Origin of the sequence: Bradyrhizobium japonicum USDA 6, from assembly GCF_000284375.1 — a bacterium.
In the GTDB taxonomy this organism is placed as follows: Bacteria; Pseudomonadota; Alphaproteobacteria; order Rhizobiales; family Xanthobacteraceae; genus Bradyrhizobium; species Bradyrhizobium japonicum.
On sequence record NC_017249.1, the window covers coordinates 7,198,411 to 7,223,833 of the forward strand.

At 65.2% G+C, this 25,423-nt stretch carries 21 protein-coding genes and 1 pseudogene; 6 read left to right on the plus strand and 16 right to left on the minus strand.

Features of this window, described 5'->3' with window-relative positions:
- The first annotated feature begins 28 nt into the window (after positions 1–28).
- Positions 29–1,231, plus strand: a complete 1,203-nt coding sequence (locus tag BJ6T_RS33710; RefSeq protein WP_014497058.1) for an MFS transporter — start codon at positions 29–31, stop codon at positions 1,229–1,231.
- On the opposite strand, the gene ccoS is transcribed toward BJ6T_RS33710, so the two are convergent.
- From ccoS to BJ6T_RS33760, 10 genes are all read right to left on the minus strand, one after another.
- The gene (gene ccoS, locus BJ6T_RS33715; protein WP_014497059.1) at positions 1,228–1,395 is read right to left on the minus strand and encodes a cbb3-type cytochrome oxidase assembly protein CcoS; all 168 of its coding nucleotides are present in this window, start codon (positions 1,393–1,395) and stop codon (positions 1,228–1,230) included. The two genes, BJ6T_RS33710 and ccoS, sit on opposite strands and share 4 nt — an antisense overlap.
- A complete protein-coding gene (locus BJ6T_RS33720; protein WP_014497060.1) occupies positions 1,395–3,584 on the minus strand; it encodes a cation-translocating P-type ATPase in 2,190 nt (729 codons plus the stop codon). The genes ccoS and BJ6T_RS33720 overlap by 1 nt, the downstream gene beginning before the upstream one ends.
- Before the next feature lie 11 nt (positions 3,585–3,595).
- Entirely contained in the window at positions 3,596–4,081 is a 486-nt protein-coding gene (locus tag BJ6T_RS33725) for a FixH family protein (RefSeq protein WP_014497061.1), read from the minus strand.
- Positions 4,082–4,096: 15 nt separating this feature from the next.
- Entirely contained in the window at positions 4,097–5,563 is a 1,467-nt protein-coding gene (ccoG, locus tag BJ6T_RS33730) for a cytochrome c oxidase accessory protein CcoG (protein WP_014497062.1), read from the minus strand.
- Positions 5,564–5,675: 112 nt separating this feature from the next.
- Complete coding sequence (gene ccoP, locus BJ6T_RS33735) at positions 5,676–6,551, minus strand: cytochrome-c oxidase, cbb3-type subunit III (protein ID WP_014497063.1); 876 nt, start codon at positions 6,549–6,551, stop codon at positions 5,676–5,678.
- A 6-nt stretch (positions 6,552–6,557) separates the two neighbouring features.
- The gene (locus BJ6T_RS33740; protein WP_014497064.1) at positions 6,558–6,722 is read right to left on the minus strand and encodes a CcoQ/FixQ family Cbb3-type cytochrome c oxidase assembly chaperone; all 165 of its coding nucleotides are present in this window, start codon (positions 6,720–6,722) and stop codon (positions 6,558–6,560) included.
- A 13-nt stretch (positions 6,723–6,735) separates the two neighbouring features.
- Positions 6,736–7,470: a cytochrome-c oxidase, cbb3-type subunit II gene (ccoO, locus tag BJ6T_RS33745; protein ID WP_014497065.1), complete on the minus strand. Its 735-nt coding sequence runs from the start codon at positions 7,468–7,470 to the stop codon at positions 6,736–6,738.
- Positions 7,471–7,480: 10 nt separating this feature from the next.
- A complete protein-coding gene (gene ccoN, locus BJ6T_RS33750) occupies positions 7,481–9,130 on the minus strand; it encodes a cytochrome-c oxidase, cbb3-type subunit I (protein ID WP_038931399.1) in 1,650 nt (549 codons plus the stop codon).
- A 273-nt stretch (positions 9,131–9,403) separates the two neighbouring features.
- Positions 9,404–9,829, minus strand: a complete 426-nt coding sequence (locus BJ6T_RS33755; RefSeq protein WP_014497067.1) for a CBS domain-containing protein — start codon at positions 9,827–9,829, stop codon at positions 9,404–9,406.
- A gap of 37 nt (positions 9,830–9,866) precedes the next feature.
- The gene (locus BJ6T_RS33760) at positions 9,867–10,700 is read right to left on the minus strand and encodes a universal stress protein (RefSeq protein ID WP_014497068.1); all 834 of its coding nucleotides are present in this window, start codon (positions 10,698–10,700) and stop codon (positions 9,867–9,869) included.
- Between the two features lie 205 nt (positions 10,701–10,905).
- Here BJ6T_RS33760 and fixL point away from each other — a divergent pair, with 205 nt between their 5' ends.
- From fixL to BJ6T_RS33780, 4 genes are all read left to right on the plus strand, one after another.
- A complete protein-coding gene (fixL, locus tag BJ6T_RS33765; RefSeq protein ID WP_014497069.1) occupies positions 10,906–12,423 on the plus strand; it encodes a sensor protein FixL in 1,518 nt (505 codons plus the stop codon).
- 3 nt (positions 12,424–12,426) lie between these two features.
- A complete protein-coding gene (gene fixJ / locus BJ6T_RS33770; protein WP_014497070.1) occupies positions 12,427–13,044 on the plus strand; it encodes a response regulator FixJ in 618 nt (205 codons plus the stop codon).
- A 58-nt stretch (positions 13,045–13,102) separates the two neighbouring features.
- A complete protein-coding gene (locus BJ6T_RS33775) occupies positions 13,103–13,525 on the plus strand; it encodes a response regulator (protein ID WP_014497071.1) in 423 nt (140 codons plus the stop codon).
- A gap of 203 nt (positions 13,526–13,728) precedes the next feature.
- The gene (locus BJ6T_RS33780; protein WP_014497072.1) at positions 13,729–14,427 is read left to right on the plus strand and encodes a helix-turn-helix domain-containing protein; all 699 of its coding nucleotides are present in this window, start codon (positions 13,729–13,731) and stop codon (positions 14,425–14,427) included.
- A 34-nt stretch (positions 14,428–14,461) separates the two neighbouring features.
- Here the strand turns inward: BJ6T_RS33780 and BJ6T_RS33785 are convergent, their stop codons facing one another.
- The 4 genes and pseudogenes from BJ6T_RS33785 to BJ6T_RS33800 form a co-directional block, all read right to left on the minus strand.
- On the minus strand, positions 14,462–15,775 hold the full coding sequence (locus BJ6T_RS33785; protein WP_014497073.1) for an MFS transporter: 1,314 nt from the start codon (positions 15,773–15,775) through the stop codon (positions 14,462–14,464).
- A gap of 23 nt (positions 15,776–15,798) precedes the next feature.
- Positions 15,799–16,331, minus strand: a pseudogene (locus BJ6T_RS33790) (PRC-barrel domain-containing protein).
- 22 nt (positions 16,332–16,353) lie between these two features.
- A complete protein-coding gene (locus BJ6T_RS33795; protein ID WP_014497075.1) occupies positions 16,354–18,558 on the minus strand; it encodes an amylo-alpha-1,6-glucosidase in 2,205 nt (734 codons plus the stop codon).
- 59 nt (positions 18,559–18,617) lie between these two features.
- Entirely contained in the window at positions 18,618–20,381 is a 1,764-nt protein-coding gene (locus tag BJ6T_RS33800; RefSeq protein ID WP_028150105.1) for an ABC transporter ATP-binding protein, read from the minus strand.
- Between the two features lie 273 nt (positions 20,382–20,654).
- Here BJ6T_RS33800 and BJ6T_RS33805 point away from each other — a divergent pair, with 273 nt between their 5' ends.
- Positions 20,655–21,725, plus strand: coding sequence for a glycosyltransferase family 4 protein (locus tag BJ6T_RS33805; protein WP_014497077.1), 1,071 nt, complete (start codon positions 20,655–20,657; stop codon positions 21,723–21,725).
- 181 nt (positions 21,726–21,906) lie between these two features.
- Here BJ6T_RS33805 and BJ6T_RS33810 read toward each other — a convergent pair whose 3' ends face one another.
- Both BJ6T_RS33810 and BJ6T_RS49450 read right to left on the minus strand, forming a co-directional pair.
- A complete protein-coding gene (locus BJ6T_RS33810) occupies positions 21,907–23,838 on the minus strand; it encodes an alkyl/aryl-sulfatase (protein ID WP_014497078.1) in 1,932 nt (643 codons plus the stop codon).
- Positions 23,839–24,013: 175 nt separating this feature from the next.
- On the minus strand, positions 24,014–25,294 hold the full coding sequence (locus tag BJ6T_RS49450) for a TRAP transporter large permease (protein WP_039157279.1): 1,281 nt from the start codon (positions 25,292–25,294) through the stop codon (positions 24,014–24,016).
- Positions 25,295–25,423: the final 129 nt, after the last annotated feature.

Here is a 25,423-nt window from a genome sequence, read left to right on the forward strand (position 1 = left end):
GCCACATCCTCAACAGGACAAGTACGCCATGACTGATCTCACCGCTCCCATCAAACCGGGCGCGCTGACCATGGATGCGCATTCCCCGGGTCTCGCGCTTCGCTCGCTCGTGATCGGGCTCACCGCATTCCTGACCGTCGTCGATCTGTTCGCGACCCAGGCGATCCTGCCCTCCCTGACGCGCCACTACGGCGTCACGCCCGCAGCGATGGGTTTTGCCGTCAATGCCAGCACCTTCGGCATGGCGATAGCCAGCCTCGTCGTCGGCTTCTTCAGCCCGCACATCAACCCGCGCACCGGCATCCTGCTCAGCCTGACGCTGCTGGCGGTCCCCACCAGCCTGCTGGCGTCCGCGCCGAACCTTGCCGTCTTCACCGCCTTGCGGGTCGCGCAGGGGCTGTGCATGGCGTCCGCCTTCGCGCTCACGCTGGCCTATCTCGGCGAGCAATGCAGCGCCATGGACGCCGGCGGCGCCTTTGCCGCCTACATCACCGGCAATGTCGCCAGCAACCTCGTCGGCCGGCTGGTCTCGGCGGCGGTCGCCGACAGCCTTGGCCTTGCCTGGAACTTCTATGTCTTCGCGGCCCTCAACCTGGCCGGCGCGGTGCTGGTCTATTTCACCATCCGGCGCGTGCAGCCGATGCGCGCCATGATGCCCGCGGCGTCGCCACTCGAAGCCACGATCGCGCATTGGCGGAATCCGCGGCTGCGCGCCGCCTTCGGCATCGGCTTCTGCATCCTGTTCGCCTTCATCGGCACCTTCACATTCGTCAATTTCGTGCTGGTCCGGCCACCGTTGTCTCTCGGCATGATGGACCTCGGCCTCGTCTATTTCGTCTTCCTGCCGTCGGTCGTCACGACCTTGCTGGCCGGCAAGGTGGCGTCGCGTCTCGGCACGCGGCCGACGATCTGGGGCTCGCTCGTTGTCGCCGGGCTGGGTCTGCCGCTGATGCTGGCGCCGCATCTCGGCGAAGTCCTCACCGGAATGGTCCTGGTCGGTGTTGGCACCTTCTTCGCGCAGGCTGCCGCGACCGGCTTCGTCGGACAGGCGGCGACCGGCAGCCGCGGTGTCGCCAGCGGGGCCTATCTCGCCTGCTACTTCTGCGGCGGGCTGGTCGGAACGGCCGTGCTCGGGCGCCTGTTCGACAGCTTCGGCTGGCACGCCTGTGTCGCCGGCGTCGGCATCGCCCTTGCCGCGGCGGCTCTGCTCACCTTCAGCTTGAAGCGCTAGCGCTTGACCGGGGCGTCCTGCGGCGGCTCGTCGTCGGCGATGGCGCGCCAGGCCGCGCCGTCGAGATCGTCATATTGGCCGCTGCGAAGCGACCAGAGGAAGGCGACGAGACCCGCACCTCCGAGCATCAGCGCCAGCGGCACCAGGATCACCAGGATCTCCATCACACGATCTCCCGTGACGCATTGCGCGCGCGCAGCGAGTTCAGCATCACCAGGATCGACGACCCGCTCATGGCCGCGGCCGCAATCAGGGGCGTCACCACGCCGCTGATCGCCACCGGCACGGCGAGGACGTTATAGCCGATCGCCAGCCAGAGGTTCTGCCGCATCAGGTACAGCGCCTTGCGCGCCGAGTCGATCGCGGCGACGACAGGCGCGAGCGGCCGGCCGAGGAAGACGAGATCGGCGGTCGCCTGGCTGAGATGCGCGGCCGAGATCGGCGACATCGAGACGTGGGCAGCGGCCAGCGAGGGCGCGTCGTTCATGCCGTCGCCGACCATCAGCACCTTGGCACCGCGCCGCTTCAGCTCCTCGATCCGCGCGATCTTGTCGGCCGGCGTGACGCCGGCGCGCCATTCGGTGATGCCCAGCGCATGGGCCGCCGCGATCACCGCGGGCTCGCGGTCGCCGGAGAGAATCTCGATGCCGATATTGCGCGCCTTCAGCGCCGCGATCACGGCCTGCGCGTCCGGCCGCAGACCCTGGCGCACCGACAGAATGAACCTTTCGTTGCCCTTGCTGAAAGCAACGATGGAGGCCTCAGGGTCGAGCGTGGCGCTGCCGACCAGCGCCTCGGCGCGGCAAAAGGACGGACGGCCAAGGCGAAGCTCGACACCGTCCACCACAGCGCGCACGCCCTGCCCGGCCTCCTCGACCGCACCAACGATCGGCGACCTTGCACCCGCGGCCAGCGCAACGGCGGCGGCGACCGGATGATGGCTCGACAGCGCGAGGCAGCCGGCGAGCTCGAAGATGTCGGCGGGAATGTCAGCCGCGTTCATCACCTCGAGATCGGGCAGCGTCAGCGTGCCGGTCTTGTCGAAGATGACGTGGTCGGCTTCGGCTAGCCGCTCGATGGCGTCGCCTGAATTGAGCAGCACGCCCGCTTTGAACATCGCGCCCGAGGCCACCGTCTGCACGGTCGGGATCGCGAGCCCGAGCGCGCAGGGACAAGTGATGATCAGCACGGCCACGCCGGTCACGATCGCATCGTGCCAGCCGGCACCCGCAATGACCCAGCCCAAAATGGTGATCAGCGCCGTCGCATGCACCACCGGCGCATAGAGCCGCGAGGCGCGATCGGCGAGCCGCATGTAGCGCGAGCGCGCTTGCAGCGCGTTGTCGAGCAGCCGCGTGATCTCGGCGAGCAGCGTCGCCTCCGACGCCGCCGAGACCCGCACCCGTAGGGTGCCGGAGATGTTCATGGAGCCCGCATAGACCGCCGTGCCCTGCTCCGCCGTGACATAGAGCGTCTCGCCGGTGATCAGGCTCTGGTCGATCTCGGAACGCCCCTCGATCACCGTGCCGTCGACGGCGCAACGCTCGCCGGGCCGCAGCAGCACGATGTCGCCGGGATGAATCGCCGCGACCGGGACCTGCGAAATCTCGTCGGGCCCGACGAACTTGGCCGCCGTCTCCGCCTTCAGCGCGGCGAGATTGCCGGCGACCGCGCGGGTCCGCCGCCGCATGTTCTGGTCGAGGAAGCGGCCGACCAGCAGGAAGGTCAGCAGCATGATCGCCGCGTCGAAATAAGCGTGCTCGGCGTGATGGATGGTCTCGACCACGGACATGCCGAGCGCCAGGCACACGCCGATCGAGATCGGCACGTCCATGTTGGTGGTCTTGGCCGACAGCGCGCGCCAGGCCGAGCGGAAGAACGGCTGGCCGGCATAGGCCGCCGCCGGCAGCGCGATCAGCGCCGACAGCCAGTGGAAGAAGTCGCGCTGCTCCGGCAGCATGTCCGAGACATTGCCGGACCACACCGGGATCGACAGCATCATCACGTTCATGGTGGCGAACGCGGCGACGCCGAGGCAGCGCAGCAGGAAGCGGGATTCCGCAACTTCCGTCGCTTCTGCGCTTTCGGTCTCGTAAGGATAGGCCTTGTAGCCGAGCTCTTCGAGCCGGTCGATGAAGCGGGCCGGATCGAGCGTGCCTTGCTTCCACTCCAGCGCGACGCGGCGGTCGGTGAGATTCACGCGCGCCAGCGTGACGTCGGGGATGGCCGACAGTCCGCGCTCGATCTTGGCCATGCAGCCCGCGCAGTGAACGCCCTCGACGGCGAGATCGATATGCTTGATACCCTCGCCCGCGGCCCGGACGTAATGCGAAAAATCCCGCGTGACCTGCATGACGATGTCCTTCAGTTCAGGATCACGCGATTGCGCGACATGAACACGCGTGTCCCCCGCGCCTCGCCTTCGATCACGAGATCCCACTGGCCCGGCGCGACGGAGGCTGCATTGCCGCGATAGATGCCGATGCCGGCCTCCGAGAGCTCGACCTGGAGATCCTCGCGCTTGTCGGTCGGCCGCTCCAGGCGGCCGCCGAATTTCAACCCGCTCATCGGCTGGCCTTTTGCGTCGCGCGCGTCGACCTGAAGCGTAGCCGCACCATCGGCGCGGCGCTCGATATGGGCGCTAACCTGCCATTTGCGCGCGGCCTGGTCCTGCGCCGCCGAGATCTCGCGGTCATAGGTGAGGCCCGCGGCATAGGGGCTGTCGACGTCGGTGCCGGGCAGCGTTGCAATCGCAAGCTTCATCATGGTTACGTTGACGCCGATCACGAGCCCGAAGAAGGCGACCAGCATCAGGAACACTTTCGTTCCGGTCAGCGGCTTGGCGGCCATGGCAGTCTCCTGAACTTACGGCGCGACGAAATTGTCGGTGGCGGTGGCGACCTCGCCAAGGCCGATGTCGGTGACGAGGAAGCGGACCGGGATCGACTTCTCCGGATTGCTCTCCGCCGGCGCGGTGACGAGCAGGCGCAGCTCGCTGGTGGAGTCGCGCGGGATCACGATCATCGGCCTATCAGGCGTCACGGAATCGATGCCGACCACATGCGTGGTCAGATTGGCCGGCCCGTTGGCGTCGATCGCGATGACACGGTCATAGCCGCTCTTGTTGAGCAGCCGCACCGTATAGGCGTTGCGGATCGAGCCGTCGCTGAGCCTGACCGCGACCGGATTGCGGTCGTGCAGCACGTTGACGTCGAGCAGGCTGCGGGTCGCGAGCGTGTAGATCATGATGCCGCCGACCGCCGCGATGATCGCACTGTAGGCGACGGTGCGGGCCCGGACGATGCGGTACACCGGCGCCTTGCCTTCCTGGCGGCGCTGGATGTTGATGTCGTTGTCGTAGCCGATCAGCCGCTTCGGCCGGCCGATCTTGGTCATCACGTTGTCGCAGGCATCGATGCAGAGCCCGCACTGGATGCATTCGAGCTGCGGTCCGTTGCGGATGTCGATGCCGGTCGGGCAGACCGCGACGCATTGATAGCAGTCGACGCAGTCGCCGACATGCTGCCCGAGCGCGCGCAGCTCGATCGCCTTCTTCACCGAGGTGCGCTTCTCGCCGCGGTCGTAGCGGTAGGTGACGTTGAGCGCCCATTCGTCGGTGAGCGCCGCCTGGATGCGCGGCCACGGGCACATATAGGTGCAGACCTGTTCGCGCATGAAGCCGGCGAGGACATAGGTCGTCGCCGTCAGGATTCCGATCCAGATATAGGCGATCATCGGCGCCTGGAAGGTGACCAGCTCCTTCACCAGCGTCGGCGCGTCGTTGAAATAGAGCACCCAGGCGCCGCCGGTCCACCAGGCGATCAGGAGCCAGATCGAATGCTTGAGCACGATCTCGGAGATGCGCTCCAGCTTCATCGGATCGGACGACTTGTCCTTCTTCATCCGCTCGCGCCGGTCGCCCTCGACCAGCCGCTCGACGGCGTAGAACAGATCGGTCCACACCGTCTGCGGGCACAGATAGCCGCACCAGATGCGGCCGCCGACCGAGTTCATCAGGAACAGCGCGACGGCGGCGACGATCAACAGGCCGGTGAAGTAGTAGACCTCCTGCGGCCACAGCTCGATGAAGAAGAAGTAGAATCGGCTGTTGGGAAGATCGATCAGCACCGCCTGGCTGGGGGCGCCGATGCCGCGGTTCCAGCGCACGAACGGCAGGAAGTAGTAGACGCCGAGGCAGAACGCCATCAGGCCCCATTTGATCCGGCGGAACGTACCGGAGACGCTCTGGGGATACACCTTCTTCTGGGCTACGTAGAGCGGCCCGTCGTCATCGTTCGATGTGAGGTCGTTCGGGTTCACGGTCTTGTTCATCGCCAAGAAGCTTCTCGAAAAGGTGCGATTAAACCTAGACCCGGCGCGAGCGCGGCAGTTGATCCAGCTCAAGCGGGGGCACTTTTGTTCGCCCCCGCTTGTCGCAAACAGACTATTTTCCACCGCCCAGCGAGTGGACATAGACCGCCATCGCCTTGATGGTGGCGGGATCGAGCCGCCCTTCCCAGGCCGGCATCACGCCGGCGCGGCCCTGGCTGATGGTCTCGATCAGGCTCGCCTCGTCCGAGCCGTAGAGCCAGATCATGTCGGTCAGGTTCGGGGCGCCCATCTCCGGGTTGCCCTTGCCGCCGTCACCGTGGCAGGCAACGCAGTTCTCTGCGAAGATCTTCTCCCCTTTGGCGGCATCAAAGTCCTTCCGGGTCGAGAGGCCCGACAGCGAGCGCACGTAATTGGCCACCGTGACGATCTCGTCGCCCTTCAGCACGCCGTCCTTGCCGAACGCGAGCATCTGCCCCTCATGCGCCTTGGCATGGCCGGAACGCGCGCCGAACCGGATGGTCTGCATGATCTGGTCGAGCGTGCCGCCCCACAGCCAGTCGTCGTCGTTGAGATTCGGAAAGCCCTTTGCGCCGGCGCCGCCTGAGCCGTGGCATGGCGCGCAATTGTCGCCGAACACGGTCTTGCCCTTGGCCCGCGCCAGCGCCAGCAAGGCCGGGTCCTTCTCGATGTCGGCGAGCGAAGCCGCGCCCAGCGCCGCCATCTTGTCACCCCGGACCTTCTCGAGATTGGCGAGCTCGACCGCAACGTCGGCGCGCGAGGAATAGCCGAACAGCCCCGTGGTGTTGCTGGAGATCAGCGGCCAGGCCGGATAGACGATCCAGTAGCCGATCGCCCAGACGATGGTGAGGTAGAATGAGATCACCCACCAGCGCGGCAGCGGCGTGTTGAGCTCCTTGATGCCGTCCCATTCATGTCCGGTCGTGGACTTGCCGGTGACGGAATCGATGTCGCCATGATGATCGGTCATGATGTCTTACTCCTCCCGCAACGGCAGGCGCGCCGCCTCGTCGAAAGCGGCCTTGTTGCGGGGCCATAATGCGTAGGCGATGATCGCGAGAAAGATCGCGACGAACACCGGCGTCCAGATCGTGGTCACGAGACCAGACGCGAGATTGTCGAGTGTCAGGATGGCTTTCATCGGTGATGCCTTCTCAGCGAAGATTGGCTTTCTCGTTGTAGAGCTTGAAGTCGACCAGCGTGCCCAGCATCTGCAGATACGCAATCAGCGCGTCCATTTCGGTCGGCGTGCCGGCCTTGCCGTCGAAATTGCGCACGACGGCCTTGGCGTAACGCTTGCCGAAGGCGTCGGAGCCGGCATTGTCGGGATCGGCCTGGGCCTTCAGATCGGCGCCAGCGTTAGCGATCTGGTCATCGGTGTAGGGCGTGCCGATGGCCTTGAGCGTCTTCATGTGGTCGGCGATCGTATCGGGATCGACCTCAGTCTGGCTCAGGAACGGATAGCCCGGCATCACCGACTGCGGCACGATCGCACGCGGGTTGGTCAGATGAGTCACGTGCCAGTCGTCGGAATATTTGGCGCCGACGCGGGCGAGGTCCGGACCGGTACGCTTCGAGCCCCACTGGAACGGGTGGTCGTACATGCTCTCGGCGGCGAGCGAGAAGTGGCCGTATCGCTCGACCTCGTCGCGCAGCGGGCGGATCATCTGCGAATGGCAGAGATAACAGCCTTCGCGGACATAGACGTTGCGGCCCGCGAGCTCCAGCGGCGTGTAGGGCCTGACGCCGTCGACCGCCTCGATCGTGCTCTTGAGGTAGAACAGCGGCGTGATTTCGACGAGACCGCCGATTGCGATCACCAGCAAGATGCCGACGATCAGGACGATCGAGTTCTTTTCGAAGATTTGGTGGCGTGTCCAGAACGACATGGAAGGCTCCTCATTCCGCCGGCTGAAGCGCGACGGGCATCTGGACTTCCTGTTCGCCGACGCGAACGGTCATCCAGAGATTGTAGGCCATGATCAGCGCGCCGATCAGGAACAGCCCGCCGCCGGCGGCGCGGATGATGTAGAAGGGATGCATCGCCTCGACGCTCTCGATGAAGGAATATTCGAGGAAGCCGAGCGAGGTGTAGGCACGCCACATCAGGCCCTGCAGGATGCCGGACACCCACATCGCGGAGATGTAGAGAACGATGCCGAGCGTCGCGATCCAGAAGTGCCAGTTGACGAGCTTCAGGCTGTAGAGGCCCTTGCGATTCCACACCCACGGCACCAGGCAGTACAGCGCGCCGAAGGAGACGAAGCCGACCCAGCCGAGCGCGCCGGAATGCACGTGGCCGATGGTCCAGTCGGTGTAGTGGCTGAGCGAGTTCACCACCTTGATCGACATCATCGGGCCTTCGAAAGTCGACATGCCGTAGAAGGCGACGGAGACCACGAGCATGCGCAGCACGGGGTCGGTGCGCAGCTTGTCCCAGGCGCCCGACAGCGTCATCAGGCCGTTGATCATGCCGCCCCAGGAGGGCATCCAGAGCATGATCGAGAAGGTCATGCCGAGCGTCTGCGTCCAGTCGGGCAGCGCCGTGTAGTGCAGATGGTGCGGGCCGGCCCAGATGTAGAGGAAGATCAGCGCCCAGAAGTGGATGATCGACAGCCGATAGGAATAGATCGGCCGCTCCGCGCGCTTCGGGATGAAGTAGTACATGATGGCGAGGAAGCCGGCGGTCAGGAAGAAGCCGACCGCGTTGTGGCCGTACCACCACTGGAACATCGCGTCCTGGATGCCGCCCCAGGCGACATAGGATTTCGAGCCGAACACCGAGACGGGGAGCGCGGGATTGTTGCCGAGGTGCAGGACCGCGATCGTCACGATGAAGGCGAGATAGAACCAGTTCGCGACGAAGATGTGCGGCTCCTTGCGCTTGATGATCGTGGCAAGGAAGACCAGCAGATAAACGACCCAGACGATGGTGAGCCAGAGGTCGGCATACCATTCCGGCTCGGCATATTCCTTCGACTGGGTGACACCGAGCAGATAGCCGGTGCCGGCGATCAGGATGAAGAAATTGTAGCCGATCACGACGAACCAGGGCGCGAGGTCGCCCGCAAGGCGCACCCGGCAGGACTTCTGCACGACATAGAGCGACGTGCCGATCAGCACGTTGCCGCCGAAGGCGAAGATCACCGCGGAAGTGTGCAGCGGACGCAGACGACCAAAGCTGGTCCATGGCAGATCGAAGTTCAGTGCGGGCCACGCCAGTTGCGAGGCGATGATGAGGCCGACGAGGAAGCCGGCAATGCCCCAGAACATCGCCATGACGGCGGTGAACTTGACCGGGCCCATATTGTAGTTGGGACGGCCGTTGATCTCCGCGGGTGGCAACTCCGCCGGGCGGTCGAAGTAGCGGTTGACGATGCCAAAGACCACAGCCACGCTCGCCGCCGCGCTGAGCGCGGCGTGGAAAGCGAACGGCGTATCGAGCGCCTTGGCCGCGGCGATCACGCAGAGGAAGGCGGCGACCGCGAACACGACAGCCAGGCCGCTTTCACCTGCTGTCATCGATTTGGAGATGGAGGGCTGGGGCATCGCGGATTCTCTCTCGAAAGAACACGCCGCCAGAAACCACATTCACCCTCGCGGGGAATTGATTGAAATCAAGATGTGCGTTTTGGCTCTGGGGATGGCGCGGGCTTTTTGGGGCGCCCGTATTTCTGCGGAGGCGGCAGTCGCAGAATCGTAGGGTGGGCAAAGGCGCACTTGCGCCGTGCCCACGATTTGTCGATTACGGGGCAGAAATCGTGGGCACGCTTCGCTTTGCCCACCCTACGATATTCCCCGAGCCGAGCTTTGCTGGATCCCTCACTCGCCCGCCGTCGCCTTGAGCGCCTTGATCACGTCCTCGCGGGCGATGATTCCGACCAGCTTCTCGGCGCCGTCGAGCACGATGATGCTCCTGATGCGGTGCTCGACCATGATCTGGAGCACGCGCGTCAGCCGCGTGTCGGGGCTGACATAGATGAACTCCGGCGTCATGACATCGCCGATCCTGCGGCTCATCAGGTCGTGATAGCGCGGCAGCATCTGGCTCGGCGAGAACGCGAAACACTTCAGGATGTCGAACTTGGTGACGATCCCGACCACCTGCCCGTCGTCCTCGACCGGATAGGAGTTGAAATCATCACGCTCGAACATCTCGCTGAGCGCGAGCAGGTCCTGGTCGCGCCGCACCGTCCTGACGTTGCGCGTCATATAGCCGTCCACGGTCTGCTCAAGGAATTTGTACACGGCGCATCCTCATCGATTGTTTGTGTGTCCGAGGCCGTCAGTGCGACAGCAGCACGCAGCGGGCAGTTTGCGTGACCAGATATTCCGTGACGCCGCCGAGGATCAGCTCGCGGAAACGGGAATGGCCGTACGCGCCGGCGACGATCAGGCCCGCGCCGACGTCGCCGGCGACCCGTTCCAATTGCACGGCGGCGGGCTCACTGCCCGCGGCTTCCGGCACGCGCGCGGTCGCAGTGACGCCGTGACGGGCGAGCCAGGCGGCGACATCGCTCACGCGCGTCATCGCGGCCGAGCGGTCCCCGCCGGCCTCCGGAATCTCCACGATGGTGACGTCCCTCGCCTTGCGCAGCAGCGGCAGCGCGTCCGCTACCGCGCGCCGCGCCTCCGGCGTGTCCTTCCATGCCACCAGCACGTTGCGCAGATCGAGCCAGTTGACCTTATCGGGCACGACCAGAATCGGTCGGCCGGCCTGCATCACCAGATCCTTGGGGCTCACGAGCGAAAACGCATCGGAAAAGGCCGGGCTCTGCCCGCCGCTGACGACGATGTCGGCGCACCGCGCCTGCGCCAGCACGAATCGTGAGGGAAAATCCATGGCGCTGCGCCATTCCACGGGCCTGCTGCGAGTCCTGGTCGCGGCGCGGAATTCCGCCTCCAGAGCGGCGAGGCACCTTTTGACGGAGGCCTCCTCCTGATCGATTAGACGCTGGGCCTCGGCGCCTCCGATGAAATAAAGCGGCGGGGCGAACCGCGCCGCGGCGACCCCGACGATGGTGGCCTCGAATCGTTCGCCGAGTTCGCCTGCGGCCTGAAGACGCGCATTGTTGGGCTGATCCAGCGCCAGGCTGACCATCACTGTCGCGTATGTCATCAGGGCTCTCCGGGGCAATGAACTGCCGCAGAATCTAGCCGCGCTGGCGCAAAGCAGGATGAGATAGATCAAATGGCCCTGCACGATGCCGTGGGAAATCCGCCAATGGAATCAGACATCCGAACTTGCCTCCGGCTGGCCCATGGGCGAAATTGCCGCCATGTTCGCGGCACCGCGCCCGCCGCGCGAAGATGGGAGTCATAGCTTGTCGCCGACCCGCGTAACGCATCCGCCAGACGACAGTCGCGGCGAGCATTTCCGGGTCCGGATCGAGGGATTCGGCGTCGGCACCTGGGATCTCGACCTGGCGACGCGCGAACTGGAATGGTCGGAAACCGCAAGGATGCTGCTCGGTATCGAGCGAGGCCAGCCGGCGAGCTACGACCTCTTCCTGTCGCGCCTCGAGCCCGGCGACCGCGCGCGCGTCGAGAACGCGATCAAGCAGGTCTCCGAGCATGGCGGCGGCTTCGACGTCTCCTTCAGGATTTCCGGCAACTCTGGCCGCGGCAAATGGATCAGGGCCCGCGCCGGCCTGATCCGGGACGATTCCGGCGTCGCGCGCCATCTCAGCGGCATCTTCCTCGATATCGACGAGGAGAAGCAGGTCGAGGAAGCCCTGCGCACGCGTGAGACCCACCTCCGCTCGATCCTTCACACCATTCCCGACGCCATGATCGTCATCGACGGCCGCGGCATCGTGCAACTGTTCAGCACCGCCGCCGAGCGCCTGTTCGGCTGGTCCGAGCAGGAGGCGATCGGCCAGAACGTCAGCATCCTGATGCCGGAGCCCGACCGCACCCGCCACGACAGCTACATCGCGCGCTATCGCAGCACGAACGATCCGCACATCATCGGCATCGGCCGCATCGTGACCGGCAAGCGCCGCGACGGCACGACCTTTCCGATGCACCTGTCGATCGGCGAGATGCAGTCCGGCGGCGAGCCCTATTTCACCGGCTTCGTCCGCGACCTCACCGAGCACCAGCAGACCCAGGCGCGGCTCCAGGAATTGCAGTCCGAGCTCGTCCACGTGTCGCGGCTGACCGCGATGGGCGAGATGGCCTCGGCGCTTGCCCACGAGATCAACCAGCCGCTGGCGGCGATCAGCAATTACATGAAGGGATCGCGGCGGCTGCTGGCCGGCAGCACCGATCCCAACACGCCGAAGATCGAAAGTGCGATGGATCGCGCCGCGGAGCAGGCCTTGCGCGCCGGCCAGATCATCCGCCGCCTGCGCGACTTCGTCTCCCGCGGCGAGTCCGAGAAGCGGGTCGAGAGCCTGTCCAAGCTGATCGAGGAAGCCGGCGCGCTCGGGCTTGCCGGCGCGCGCGAGCAGAACGTGCAGCTCCGCTTCAGCCTCGATCCCGACGCCGATCTCGTGCTAGCCGACCGCGTGCAGATCCAGCAGGTGCTGGTCAACCTGTTCCGCAACGCGCTGGAAGCGATGGCGCAGTCGCCGCCGCGCGAGCTCGTCGTCGCCAACACCCGCGTAGGTGACGACATGATCGAGGTCGAGGTGTCCGACACCGGCTCCGGCTTCCAGGGCGACGTCATTCCCAACCTGTTCCAGACCTTCTTCACCACCAAGGAAACCGGCATGGGCGTGGGACTGTCCATCAGCCGCTCGATCATCGAGGCTCACGGCGGACGCATGTGGGCCGAGAGCAACCCATCAGGCGGCGCGACATTCCGCTTCACTCTCCCGGCAGCCGATGAGAATTGATCCATGACGACCAAGGGACATGTCTACGTCATCGATGACGACGAGGCGATGCGGGACTCTCTGCACTTCCTGCTGGATTCCTCCGGCTTCGGCGTCACCCTGTTTGACGATGCGCAAGCCTTCCTCGATGTCCTGCCCGGCCTCGCCTTCGGCTGCGTCGTCTCCGACGTGCGCATGCCTGGAATCGACGGGATCGAGCTGTTGAAGCGGATGAAGGCGCAGCAAAGCCCGTTCCCGATCCTGATCATGACCGGCCATGGCGACGTGCCGCTCGCGGTCGAGGCGATGAAGTTGGGGGCGGTCGACTTTCTCGAGAAGCCGTTCGAGGACGACCGCCTCACCACCATGATCGAGACGGCGATCCGACAGGCCGAGCCGGCGGCGAAGAACGAGGCGATCTCGCAGGACATCGCCGCCCGCGTCGCCTCCCTCAGCCCGCGCGAGCGCCAGGTCATGGAAGGACTGATCGCGGGCCTCTCCAACAAGCTGATCGCCCGTGAATACGACATCAGCCCCCGCACCATCGAGGTCTACCGGGCCAACGTCATGACCAAGATGCAGGCCAACAGCCTCTCGGAGCTGGTCCGGCTGGCGATGCGCGCCGGGATGTTGAAGGATTGAGGCAAATCGGATTGAGGCAAGTCAAAATCATTCTCCCGGGCCGTGCTAGCCAGATGGGATGATCGAGATCGGCTCGCACCATCAGCGGCTTCCAATGACGTCATCCGCAAAGCCCACCGTCTACGTGGTCGACGATGATGCCGCCGTGCTGGGATCCCTGCAATTCCTGCTGGAAACCGACGGCTTTGCCGTGCGGACCTTCAGGAATGCCACGGCGCTGCTGAATGCCAGCGGCGCGCGGGGGGCGGACTGCTACGTGATCGACTACAAGATGCCCGACATCAACGGCATCGAGCTGGCCGGCCGGTTGCGCCAGTCCGACGAGGGCACGCCCGTGATCCTGATCACCGGCTATCCCGATGGGAATATCTCGGCTCGGGCCGCAGCCGCAGGCGTCAAGGACGTGATCTTGAAGCCGCTTCTCGACGAAACCCTGGTCAAGTCCATCCACCACGCCATCCGGGGCGGCCGCGGGAACTAGGGAGGTTTGGTAGCCCGGATGGAGCGCGGCGCAATCCGGGATGACAAGCCACAGCGGCCCCGGATTTCGCTTCGCTCCATCCGGGCTGCGCGTTCCCGTGACCTAAGGGATTCTACGTAAGGGCCCCCCTTAAGATATCTCGCGAAATTTTCGAAGTACCCGAACCCGCGTACCAAAGCGTCATCACAACGGAGATGGCGCAGATGCTGACCGAGCCCCTCAACACCCAGGCGATCAACACGCAAGTTCGTGGCAAGATCGCTCCTGCCCATCCCGTCTCCGACCAGTTCGGCGCGATCGCCGGCCATGTCGGCCTCGTCGCCACGGAGTTCTCCTACCGCAAGGACGAGGAGATCTACGGCGAGGACGAGTCGGCCGAATATGTCTATCAGGTCATCACCGGCGCGGTGCGCAGCTACAAGCTGCTCTCCGACGGCCGCCGCCAGATCGGCTCCTTCCATCTTCCCGGTGACGTGTTCGGCCTTGAATCCGGTCCCAGTCACCGCCTCGCCGCTGAAGCCATCATCGATACGACCGTGCGCCTGGTGAAGCGCGCGAGCCTGGAGAAGGCCGCCGGCACCGACGTGCAGGTCGCCCGCAAGCTCTGGGCCATGACCGCCGGCGAACTACGCCACGCCGAAGACCACATGCTGCTGCTGGGACGCAAGACCGCGATGGAACGCGTCGCAACCTTCCTGCTCGAGATGGACCGCCGCCTTGCGGTAGCCGGCATGATGGCGCTGCCGATGTGCCGCCGCGACATCGGCGACTATCTCGGCCTGACGCTGGAGACCGTGTCGCGCGCGCTTTCGCAGCTTCACACCCAGGGCATTTTGGGATTTTCCGGCGCCCGCCAGATCGTGCTGCGCAACCGTCAGCGCCTGCACAATCTCGACGCCTGATCGTTTCTTCCTCCCCACCCACTTGGCCGGCTGTTCAGCCGGCCATTTTCTTTGGCGCGACCATGCCGGTGCGCCGGGTTTCCGGCATCACAAAGAGGATCAGCAAAAGCCCGGTCGCGGCGACGCCGGACAGCCCGATGAAGGCGGTGGCATTGCCGAACTTGTCGCTGACATAGCCGCCAAGCGCCGTGCTCAAGGACGCCCCGATGCCGGTCGCGGTCCCGACGATGCCTTGCGCCAGATTGAAATGGCCGCTGCCGAAGGCGACGTCGGCCACGATCAGCGGGATCATCACCGCAAACACCGCCGCCGTGATGCCGTCGAACACCTGCACCGCGACCAGCAGATAGGGATCGCGCACGGTCGCAAACAGAAGGCCCCGGATCATCAGCGCACCGAATCCGATCAGCAGCAGCGGGCGCCGGCCCCAGAGCTGCGCCTTGCGCCCGACCGTCGGCGACAGCAGCGCCACGATCGCCTGCGGCACGACGATGCAGAAGGCGACGAGCACGGTTGCCCACTGGCTCGACCGCGCCGTCACCGCGCTCGCCATCAGCGGCATCATCGCGGCATTCGCCAATTGCAGCAGCAGCACGCTCAGCGCGAAGACGATGAGCGGGCGTTGCCGGATCAGGTGCCAGATATTGGTGTCGCCTGGAACCGGCGCCTCGCGCGGCATCTCGCCGTGACAGCGCGCGATGTCCACTTCCTCCTCGCGGATGCGCGACAGCGCGATCAGGGTCGGAATCGCGAGCAGGAAGGTGACCAGGAACACCGAGCGGCTCGACAGGAGGTAGCCGGCCGTGCCCATCACGGCTGCGGCGACGCCGTTGCCGAGGGATGCAAAGCGCGCATTGCGGCCGAGCCGTTCGCCGATCGCAAGCGGACCGACGAGGCCGAGGCTGATCGCCGCGATCGCCGGCCCCAGCACGCAGCTCGCCGCCGCATGCAGCGTGGCCGCAGCCACCACCACGGGGAAGATCGGCATCGCCGCGTAGGCGAGCGCGCAAAAGCCGATGGTCGCGATCGCAAGGGCGGCGACCAGCCGCTCGGACTTCGCCGCATCGATGATCGCGCCACCCGGCATCTGCCCGATCAGCGCGACGATGCCACCGATCGACAGCACGAGGCCGATCTCGACCTGCGTCCATTTCTGCGTCGTGAGGTAGACCGCGATGAAGGGGCCGAACCCGGTCTGCACGTCGGCGAGGAAGAAGATGAACCAGTCGAGGCCGCGCAGGCTCTGGCGCGACGGCGCCGGAAGGCCCGCAGGCGGCGGCGCGGCGACGTTGTACCGTTCAACGCGGCTATCGCGATCTGCGTGGTTCGGCTTCCTCGACAACAGCACCGGCGGCCATCCCTCCCCGCGCCTCACTGAATCGCTTGCAGCGGCTGCAGGCTGCCGGACGCGCCGAGCACCACCATCGGCGTGTCTTCCTTGTATTCCGGCGCGGCTGCGACCTGCGCCTTGGTCAATTCCAGCGTGATGCTGTCCTTCTTGTTGGCAATCTTGCCGAACCGCATTGCGTTCCAGTCCACCACGATCTTGCGGCTGCCGACGCCGAGGAAGCCGCCGAAATCGATCACGGCGGCGCGCACATGGCCGGTGCGGTCGACGATGATGTCGACGATGCGGCCCATGTCCTCGTCGGCGGCGCTGCGCACATCACGGCCGAGCACGCCGTGGGCGTCGCTCGCACCGATGATGGTCACGGACGGCGGCGGCGCCGCGTCCTTCGGCGTGACCGGCACGGTGGAGGCCGGCGGCTGCACCGTGGCCGGCGCGTTCGCTTCGCTGGGGGCGTCGTTGGGCCCGCGGACGGTTCCTCCGCGGCACGCGATGCGGCGACCGTCAATCCCGCGACGATCGCCGCGCTCAGAACCAACCATCCGGCGGTACGCATGAAACCCTCCTCGCAGGCGCCGCTAGCGCGCCAGCACGATCGAGACCTGGATCTGGCCGCGCGTGCGCAAGACCTCGAGCGCGACGTCGTCGCCGTGGCGGCTGACGCGCAGATCCACGCTGGAATTACCCAGGCGCAGATCGCGCAGGATCACCTCGTTCAGGAACGCCGGCAGATGCGGATTGCGCAGCCGAATCTCGCCGCGCGCGACGTCGAACTCGATGCCGAGCGCCGCCTCCAGCAGCGTGAATGGCGTCGCGCTGGCCCAGGCCTGCGGCGCGCAGGCGACGGGATAGAGCGTCGGGCCGCGCCGCTTCTCGCGCCGGAAGCCGCAGAACAATTCGGGCAGCCGCCGCAGGTCCATGTAGGTCGCCGCGTCGAACAGGCCCTTGAAGACATGCGCCACCGAATGCTTGAGCCCGTAGCGCGCGAGCCCGAGCGCGATCAGCGCATTGTCGTGCGGCCAGATCGAGCCGTCATGATAGGACATCGGATTGTAGCGCACCTCGCCTTGCGCGACCGTGCGGATGCCCCAGCCCGAGAAGAAGTGTGGCGCCATCAGATCGGCGGCAACGAGACGTGCGCGGTCCTCGCGGACCATGCCGCTGAACAGCACCTGCCCGGCGTTGGATGTCCGCACCTTGCAGGGCCGTTTCCTGCCGTCGAGCGCGAGCGCATAGGTACCGAGCTCCTCGCACCAGAATGCCTTCTCGAACCGCTCGGCCAGCGCCTTGGCCTCGGTCTCGAGCTTTTTGGCGAGGTCCGGCTTGCCGAGCCGCAACGCGCAACGTGCGGCGAGCTGCTTGGCGGCAAAGACGTAACCCTGCACCTCGGCAAGGGCGAGATTGCCTTCCGCAAGCTGGCCATCGGCATGGAAGATCGCGTCATACGAGTCCTTCCAGCCCTGGTTGGCGAGGCCCTTTTCGGTGGCGCGCTGGTATTCGACGAAGCCGTCCCTGTCGGGATCGCCGGGGCCGTCGATCCAGGCCAGCCCCGCCTCGATCGCCGGCCACAGCTCGGCCAGGGTCTTCTCGTCGCCGGTGCGCTCGAAATAGCTTCCCGCGAGCAGCACGAACAAAGCGGTCGAATCCACGCTGCCGTAATATTGCGCGAACGGCACCTCGCGGAGCGCAGCCATCTCGCCGCCACGCATCTCGTGCAGGATCTTTCCGGGCGCCGCATCGTTCAGCGGATCGACCGCCTCTGCCTGAAAATGCGCGAGCCGCCGCAGCACGCCCTTCGCGACCCGCGGATCGATCCACAGCATCTGCAGCGCGGTGATCAGGCCGTCGCGGCCGAACGTCGTCGAGTACCAGGGAATGCCGGCATAGGGATAGCGCCCCTGCGGCGTCTCCGTCATCAACATGTTGAGGTCGGCCATGGCCTGGCACAGCACCTCGTTGAAGATGTTGTTCGACGTCTCGATGCTGGCCATGCCCGTCGTCGACTGGCGCATCTCGCGGCGATGGGCGAGCAGGCCCCTGAAAAAGCGCGCGGGCTTCTCCGCGATCGGCCGGTTGCAGGACACCGCCACGAACAGCGATTTCGACTGGTGCGGCTCCAGGTCTAGCTGCCAGGTCGCGGCATTCACCGACAGCCGCGTCGGACGTGGGTCGAAATGCAGGCCGGTGGTACGCACGGCGTCATCAAGACCGCGATAGTGGAACAGCACGTCGGTCGGCCCGAGCAACTTGCTGGTGCCGGTCCCGCGGTGGGGGCGCCGCTCGCCGCGCACCTCGAACAGATCGGCAAAGTCGCTGTCGAACAGCAGCGTCAGCTCCGGGCTGGCGCGACGGTCGCCATGGTTCTGCACGCCGATGCGCTGATAGGCCGTGCCGCGCCACAGGAAGATCGTGCGCACGATGTGCAGCAGGTCCTTCTGCAGCACGATGCGGCCCTGCCGATAGATATCGGGATTGGTGAGATCGACGGTCAGGGCCGAATTGTCGTCGCGCAGATTCGACCCGAGCAGCAGCGGCTGGAGATCGTCGAGCACGAGCTCCAGCCGCGCCAGATAACGCGTGTCGCAATTGAACAGGCCGTCGGGCCCGCCCGCGGAGGCGCCGATGTCGCCATGGCTATCCAGCACGATGAAGGTGTCGTCGTGCTTGAGCGACCGACGGGGCCGCGCGGCGGGCCCCGTCATCGGAATGTAGAACGCCTGCTCCGCGACGGCCTCCTCCGTCTGCGTTACCGAGATGATCTGGGTTACGGCTTCGGCTGCCATGAGCTGCTCCCCTGCGGCCTGTTTTTCGAACGCGACCAACGCAAACGCAACTGTTGGACTTACGCGGCGAACTTCGCCAGCCGGCTCATCTCCTGCGTCACCAGCTCACGGTAGGGGCCGTGGCCCTGCATCAAGCGGTCGGGCGCGCCGTCCTCGATGATCTTGCCATTCTTCAGCACCAGGACGCGATCGAAATTGCGCAGCGTCGCCAGCCGGTGCGCGATCGCGATCACGGTGCGGCCGCGCATCAGGCGCGACAGCGCCTCGCGGATCGCCTCCTCGGATTCGCTGTCGAGCGCGGCGGTCGCTTCGTCCAGCAGCAGGATCGGCGCGTCCTTCAGGAAGGCCCGCGCGATCGCGATGCGCTGGCGTTGGCCGCCGGACATTTTCACACCGCGGTCGCCGACCATGGTGTCGAGCCCTTCCGGCAGGCTGTCGATGAAATCGCAGCGCGCCGCGATCGCCGCGCGCAGCACCTCGTCGTCGGTCGCGTTCGGACGACCGTAGCGGATGTTCTCGCGGATGGAGCGGTGGAACAGCGAGATATCCTGCGGCACGACCGAGATGGCCTCACGGAGGCTCAGCTGGGTCACCTTGGAAATATCCTGGCCATCGACGGTCACGCTGCCTTCGTCGACATCGTAGAACCGCTGCAGCAACGTGAACAGGGTCGATTTCCCTCCGCCCGACTGGCCGACCAGGCCGACGCGCTGGCCGGGCTGAAGCCGCAGGCTGAACCGTTCGAAGATCTTCTCGCCGCCGGGATAGCCGAAGGTGACGTTGTTGTACGCGATCGCGGCGCCGCTCTTCATCAGCGGCTCGGCCTCGGGATGATCGCGCAATTCATGCGGCACAAGCAAGGTCGCGATCGCCTCGGTCAGGCGCGCGACGTGCTGAGTGACATCGACCAGCGCCACCGCGAGGTCGCGCGTCGCATTGAGGATGGAGAGGCCGAGCGTACAGACCAGCACGACATCGCCGGTGGTTGCCTCGCCCTGCTGCCAGAGCGTGATCGCCCAGGCCATCAGCGCCACCGTCAGGACGACCGTCACGCCGGCATGCGTGAGCCGCAGCTTTTCCAGATAACGCAGGCTGCGGCCACGCGCGGTCAGTTCCCGGTTCACCGTCGCGTCGAACCGCTCGTGCTCATGGCCGATGCCGCAAAAGGCGCGGACCAGCGGCATGTTGCTGATGACGTCGATCATCTCGCCGTCGACGACGGCGGCCTTGTCGGCAAAGTCGTCATGCAGCGGCTTGCCGGCTGCGGCCAGATGGAACATCGCTATCACCATACCGCCCGCGACCACGATCAGGCCGAGCGCCATATAGGGACTGACGGTTCCAATCAGACCGATGGCCGCAATTGTGGCGATGCATGGCGGCAACACATTCCAGACGAACATGTTCTCGACCGTGAACACCGCGTTCGAGGTCGCGGTGATACGGCTCGTCAGCATGCCCGGCATGCGATCCGAGAAGTAGCTCGGCGCGTGTCCGGTCAGATGACGAAATATGTCACGGCGTAAATCGCCCGTGACACGAACGAAGGTGAAGCTCGCGGTCCAGCTCGCGATCCGCCACAGGAAATTATCGGCCGCGATCAGCGACATGAGTAAAATGAATGCCAGCCATACGCTGCCACCGTGCGAAGTTCCCGCGGACAGGCTGTCGACCAGGGATTTGACGCCGTATTGCGTGCCCACGGAACAGGCAACGGCTGCAACGACAGCGGTTAGGATCACCAGATGCGATGCCGGTCGTCGTCGCAGATAGCGCAAGACAAAGGCAAATGGCCTGCGCGCGTAACCAGAAAGATGATCCATGTGACTGCGACCCCGTCGTATTGATTTCGATTTTTCTATTAGCCGATTGAACATCGACCGCTTCGCCTCGGTTCCCGGGCCGGGCCATCACGACATGCGGATGCGGACGATGTGAGAAGAGGAGATGGCAGCATCGCGGCCGACTGAAGTGTGTCGAAGAAGTAACGTTCGTTGAAGGAACTTCGCAATTGCGAGAACGTTCCCTCGTCTGGCATGCCGGTGCCGAGACACGGCGGGGGGTTTAACTTCCATGATCACAGAGGAGATGGCGAGATGCGCATCGCGCAGGTAGCTCCGTTGACGGAGGCTGTTCCACCCAAGCTGTATGGCGGCACCGAGCGGGTGGTGCACTGGTTGACGGAGGAATTGGTTACCCTTGGACACGATGTGACGCTGTTCGCCAGTGGTGACTCGCAGACGTCGGCGAAGCTCGACGCCTTATGGCCGCGGGCGCTTCGTCTCGACGGTTCCGTGCGCGATCCCAACGCCCTGCACATGGTGCTCCTGGAGCGCGTGCGGCAGAAATGTGACGACGAGGAGTTCGACTTCCTCCACTTCCATCTCGATTACTATCCGTGGTCCCTGTTCCACCGGCAGCCGACCCCGTTCGTGACCACGCTGCACGGCCGGCTCGACCTGCCGGAGCATCAGCCCGTGTTCAACACCTTCTCAAAAATGCCGGTGATCTCGATCTCGAACGCGCAACGCAGGCCGGTGCCGCAGGCGAACTGGGTGACGACGATCCAACACGGCCTGCCGGAGAACCTGCTGACGCCGAAGCCGGCGAAGCAGGAATACCTCGCCGTGCTCGGCCGCATCGCGCCCGAGAAGGGCGTCGACCGCGCCATCAAGATCGCGATGCATTGCGGCATCCCGCTGAAGATCGCGGCCAAGGTCGATCGCGCCGACCAGGACTATTACGACGAGCTGATCAAGCCGATGATCCAGAACAATCCGCTGGTCGAGTTCATCGGCGAAATCGGTGACCACGAGAAATCGGACTTCCTCAGCGCCGCGCTCGGCCTCCTGCTGCCGATCGACTGGCCGGAGCCGTTCGGCCTCGTGATGATCGAAGCGATGGCCTGCGGCACGCCGGTCGTCGCCTTCAACCGCGGCTCGGTGCCCGAGATCATCGACGAGGGCCTCACCGGCTTCGTGGTCGAGGACATCATCAGCGCCGCCGGCGTCGTCAAGCGTCTGCCGCAACTCGATCGCGCGGCGATCCGCAAGCAGTTCGAGAAGCGCTTCACGGCGCGACGGATGGCGCTGGATTATCTCGCGGCCTATCGCAGCCTGACGCAAGCGCAGGCGCCGCGGATCAAGCTGGTGAGCAGCGCTGAGTAAGGGCCGCTTTCACCTCACGACACACTGTCATGCCCCGGCTTGACCGGGGCATCCAGTACTCCGCGGCTTCTCGGCTCGAGCACCGCGGTCTCTGGAATACTGTCATCGCCCGGTCATGCCGGGCGATGACAGCGAGGGTGCGGAGGACGATGCCAGCGAGAACGCGGCGGGCTGCGTCGCCCTAACTCACCACCGCCCGCTTCGGCTCGACGATCTCGAACATGCGCGGGAATTCGTCCATCAGGCCCATCAGCTCGGCAAGCCGCATCGGGTTGCCCGCGAGCTTGATCTTGCCGGCGGCGACCGCTTCCGGAAAGCTCGTCAGTTTCGCGATCACCTCATCGAGCGTTGCGCGCGCGAGCGTGAAGCTCGCGTCCGCATTTTCCGCCTGCACGCCTTCGGTATAGGTCAGCGCAGAGTTTTCCAGATTGAGCACGAAGATCTCGCCGGTATCGGAAAAGCTCCAGTTCAGCACGATGTGCTTGCCCTCGGCCTTGGGGCCGTTGAGCCGAATGCCGAGCACGTCCCAGAGCTGCTCGGTGCGTAGCGCGGCCAGCGTCTCGCGCGGCATCGGCGGGCGCGGCGGGGTCTTCGGCATGCCCTGACGCAGCTCCTGCGCGCCGAACAGATAGGCGTTGCGCCAGGTCGAGCTCTCGGCGGCATAACCGAGCTGCTCGAGCGTGTCCGCGAGCAGCGCACGGGCCGCTTCATTCTCCGGCTCCGCGAAGACGAGGTGGCCGAGCGCCTGCGCGACAAAGCGAAACTCGCCTTTGTCGAAGTCCTTGCGTGCACGTGCGAGGATGGCCTCGGCGCCACCCATATACTCGACATACTTCTTGCCGGATTCCACCGGCGGCAGCGGATCGAGATTGACCGGGTTGGCATCGTACCAGCCGAGATATTTCTGGTAGATCGCCTTCACATTGTGCCGGATATGGCCGTAATAGCCGCGGCCATGCCAGGCACCCTCCAGGCTCTTCGGCAACTGGATCGTCTCGGCGATCTCGGCGGCGGTGAGGCCGTGGTTCATCAGCCGGATGGTCTGGTCATGCGCGAACTTGTAGAGATCGCGCTGCTGCCGGATCATCGTGCCGATCCGTTCGCGGCCCCACACCGGCCAGTGATGCTGCCCGCACATCGCCTCCGCCTTGCCGTCCCAGAGTCGCAACGCCTCGTTGAGATATTTCGACCACGCCAGCGCATCGCGCACATCGGCGCCGCGGAACGGCAGCAGATTGTGGAAATTGTGCGTGCAGTTCTCGGCGAGGTTCAACAGTTTGTAGCGCGGGATGAAGAAGTGCATCTCCGCCGGCGCTTCGCTGTTCGGCGCCATCTGGAATTCGAATTCGACGCCGTCGATCACGCGCCTGTCGCCGGTCGCCATGATCAGGTCGGTCGGGCGCAGTAGCGCCACGCCGCCCGCCGCCATCGACTTGCCGAGCCCGTTGTCGACCTGCCCGCGCACGCCCTTCGCAAGGAACGGGCCGAACTGATATTGCGCCCGGCGCAGCATCGCCGGTCCCGCGATGATGTTCTCGGAGACGGCGTGCTCCATGAACAGGTTTGGCGCGATGATCGGCACGCGCCCGGTCGCCAGCGCATCCTCCTCCAGCACGCCGCGTGCGCCACCCCAGTGGTCGGTGTGGGTATGCGTGAAGATGACCGCCGCGACCGGCCGCGCGCCGCGGTGCTTGAAGTAGAGATCGAGCGCGGCGCGCGCACCCTCGATCGAGGTCAGGGTGTCGACGACAATGACGCCGCTGTCGCCCTCGATCAGCGTCATGTTGGCGATATCGAGCCCGCGCACCTGGTAGACGCCGGGCACCACCTCGAACAACCCGTGCTGCATGTTGAGCCGTGACTGCCGCCACAGGCTCGGATTGACGGTCGGCGGCGCCCGCTCGGACGACAGGAAGCCGTAGGGCTTCAAGCTCCAGACCGTCCGCCCCAGCGGATTGGTGATCTCCGCGTTCTCGATCGTGCCGAGGAAGCCGCGCGCGGCATCGTCGAAATCCCTCGTGTCGGAAAACGGCAGCGCATTCAGCATCGCATCATGCTGCGCGATAACGGACGGCGTTGCGTCTTTCGGCTCGTTGCTGGATGCGTCTGTCATGTTTGCTTCCTCCCGGCCTTTTGCCGGCATCTAACCGCATCTCGCGGTCGATTGCCATCGTGGGCGTCGTGGAGCGCGCAACTCGCGCTACGCGAATCCTACCCTCCCCCTCCAGGAGCGGGTAGGAGTTCGCGCCCCCTCTCCCGCAAGGGGAGAGGGTGCACTGCTCGTGCAGCTACATTCCGAGCAGTCTCGGCAGCCACAACGACAGACCGGGCCAATACGTCACGACCACGAGGAACGCCAGCATCGTCAGCAGCCACGGCCACACCGCGACCGTGAGCTCTGTAATGCCCATCTTGGCGATGCCCGAGGCGACGTAAAGGTTGAGGCCGACAGGCGGATGGCACAGGCCGACCTCCATGTTCACCGTCATCAGGATGCCGAAGTGGATCGGGTCGATGCCGAGCTTTACCGCCACCGGAAACAGGATCGGCGCCATGATCAGGATGATCGAGGACGGTTCCATCACGTTACCGGCGAGCAGCAGCAGCAGATTGACGACGAGCAGGAAGCCGATCCAGCCGAGGCCCTGATCGATCATCCATTGCGCCAGCGCCTGCGGCACGTTCTCGTAAGTCATCAGGAACGAGAACAGTACCGCGTTGGTGATGATGTAGAGCAACATCGCCGACAGATTCGCCGACGACAGCAGCACGCGCGGCACGTCACGCAGCTTCAGATCCTTGTAGATGAACACCGCGACGATGAAGGCGTAGACCGCGCTGACGGCGGCAGCTTCGGTCGGCGTGAACAGGCCGCTGTAGATGCCGCCGATCACGATCACGATCAGCAGGATGCCCCAGATCGACTTGCGGAACGCATCGAAGCGCTGCGCGAACGTCGCCTTCGGCATGCGCGGATAGTCGTTGCGCCAGGCGCGGTAGAAGGTCGTTGCTCCCAGCAGGAAGGCGAGCACGAGACCCGGGACGATGCCAGCGATGAAAAGCTTGCCCACCGACGTATTGGTGGAAACGGCGTAGAGCACCATCGGGATCGACGGCGGAATCAGGATTCCGAGCGAGCCCGAGGTCGTGATCACGCCCGCACCGAACTTCCTCGGGAATCCCTGCACGATCATGGCAGGCAAGATCACCGAACCGATCGCCACCACGGTCGCCGGCGAGGAGCCTGAAATCGCGGCGAACAGCGCGCAGGCGACCACGCCCGACAAGGCAAGACCACCGTACCAATGGCCGACCAGCGAGGTCGCAAAATTGATCATCCGCCGCGCCACGCCACCATGAGTCAGGAAGTTGCCGGCGAGGATGAAGAACGGGATCGCCATGATCTCGAAATTCTCGATGCCGGTGAACAGCTTCAGCGCCACCGATTCCGTTCGCACGTCGGTCAGCGTAAACATGAAGCTGAGCACGGTGAGACCGAGCGCGATCGAGATCGGCATGCCCGTGAGCATCAACGACAGCAGCAGCGCGAACACGATGGCGACGCGCAGGCCCTGCGGCAGCGTGATGACGTGGCCTGCATGCGCGAAGCAGATCGCGACGATCAGGACGGGCAGCAGCATCAGCACCCAGCCCATCGGGCTGCGCTCGTCGCGGACCACCTGGCTGCGCGTGACCGG

Bases quoted from the DNA above. Each gene is read 5' to 3' on its own strand.
- BJ6T_RS33710 (WP_014497058.1), top strand. From the start codon at position 29: ATGACTGATCTCACCGCTCCCATCAAACCGGGCGCGCTGACCATGGAT.
- ccoS (WP_014497059.1), bottom strand. From the start codon at position 1,395: ATGGAGATCCTGGTGATCCTGGTGCCGCTGGCGCTGATGCTCGGAGGT.
- BJ6T_RS33720 (WP_014497060.1), bottom strand. From the start codon at position 3,584: ATGCAGGTCACGCGGGATTTTTCGCATTACGTCCGGGCCGCGGGCGAG.
- BJ6T_RS33725 (WP_014497061.1), bottom strand. From the start codon at position 4,081: ATGGCCGCCAAGCCGCTGACCGGAACGAAAGTGTTCCTGATGCTGGTC.
- ccoG (WP_014497062.1), bottom strand. From the start codon at position 5,563: ATGAACAAGACCGTGAACCCGAACGACCTCACATCGAACGATGACGAC.
- ccoP (WP_014497063.1), bottom strand. From the start codon at position 6,551: ATGACCGATCATCATGGCGACATCGATTCCGTCACCGGCAAGTCCACG.
- BJ6T_RS33740 (WP_014497064.1), bottom strand. From the start codon at position 6,722: ATGAAAGCCATCCTGACACTCGACAATCTCGCGTCTGGTCTCGTGACC.
- ccoO (WP_014497065.1), bottom strand. From the start codon at position 7,470: ATGTCGTTCTGGACACGCCACCAAATCTTCGAAAAGAACTCGATCGTC.
- ccoN (WP_038931399.1), bottom strand. From the start codon at position 9,130: ATGCCCCAGCCCTCCATCTCCAAATCGATGACAGCAGGTGAAAGCGGC.
- BJ6T_RS33760 (WP_014497068.1), bottom strand. From the start codon at position 10,700: ATGACATACGCGACAGTGATGGTCAGCCTGGCGCTGGATCAGCCCAAC.
- fixJ (WP_014497070.1), top strand. From the start codon at position 12,427: ATGACGACCAAGGGACATGTCTACGTCATCGATGACGACGAGGCGATG.
- BJ6T_RS33775 (WP_014497071.1), top strand. From the start codon at position 13,103: ATGATCGAGATCGGCTCGCACCATCAGCGGCTTCCAATGACGTCATCC.
- BJ6T_RS33780 (WP_014497072.1), top strand. From the start codon at position 13,729: ATGCTGACCGAGCCCCTCAACACCCAGGCGATCAACACGCAAGTTCGT.
- BJ6T_RS33795 (WP_014497075.1), bottom strand. From the start codon at position 18,558: ATGGCAGCCGAAGCCGTAACCCAGATCATCTCGGTAACGCAGACGGAG.
- BJ6T_RS33800 (WP_028150105.1), bottom strand. From the start codon at position 20,381: ATGGATCATCTTTCTGGTTACGCGCGCAGGCCATTTGCCTTTGTCTTG.
- BJ6T_RS33805 (WP_014497077.1), top strand. From the start codon at position 20,655: ATGCGCATCGCGCAGGTAGCTCCGTTGACGGAGGCTGTTCCACCCAAG.
- BJ6T_RS33810 (WP_014497078.1), bottom strand. From the start codon at position 23,838: ATGACAGACGCATCCAGCAACGAGCCGAAAGACGCAACGCCGTCCGTT.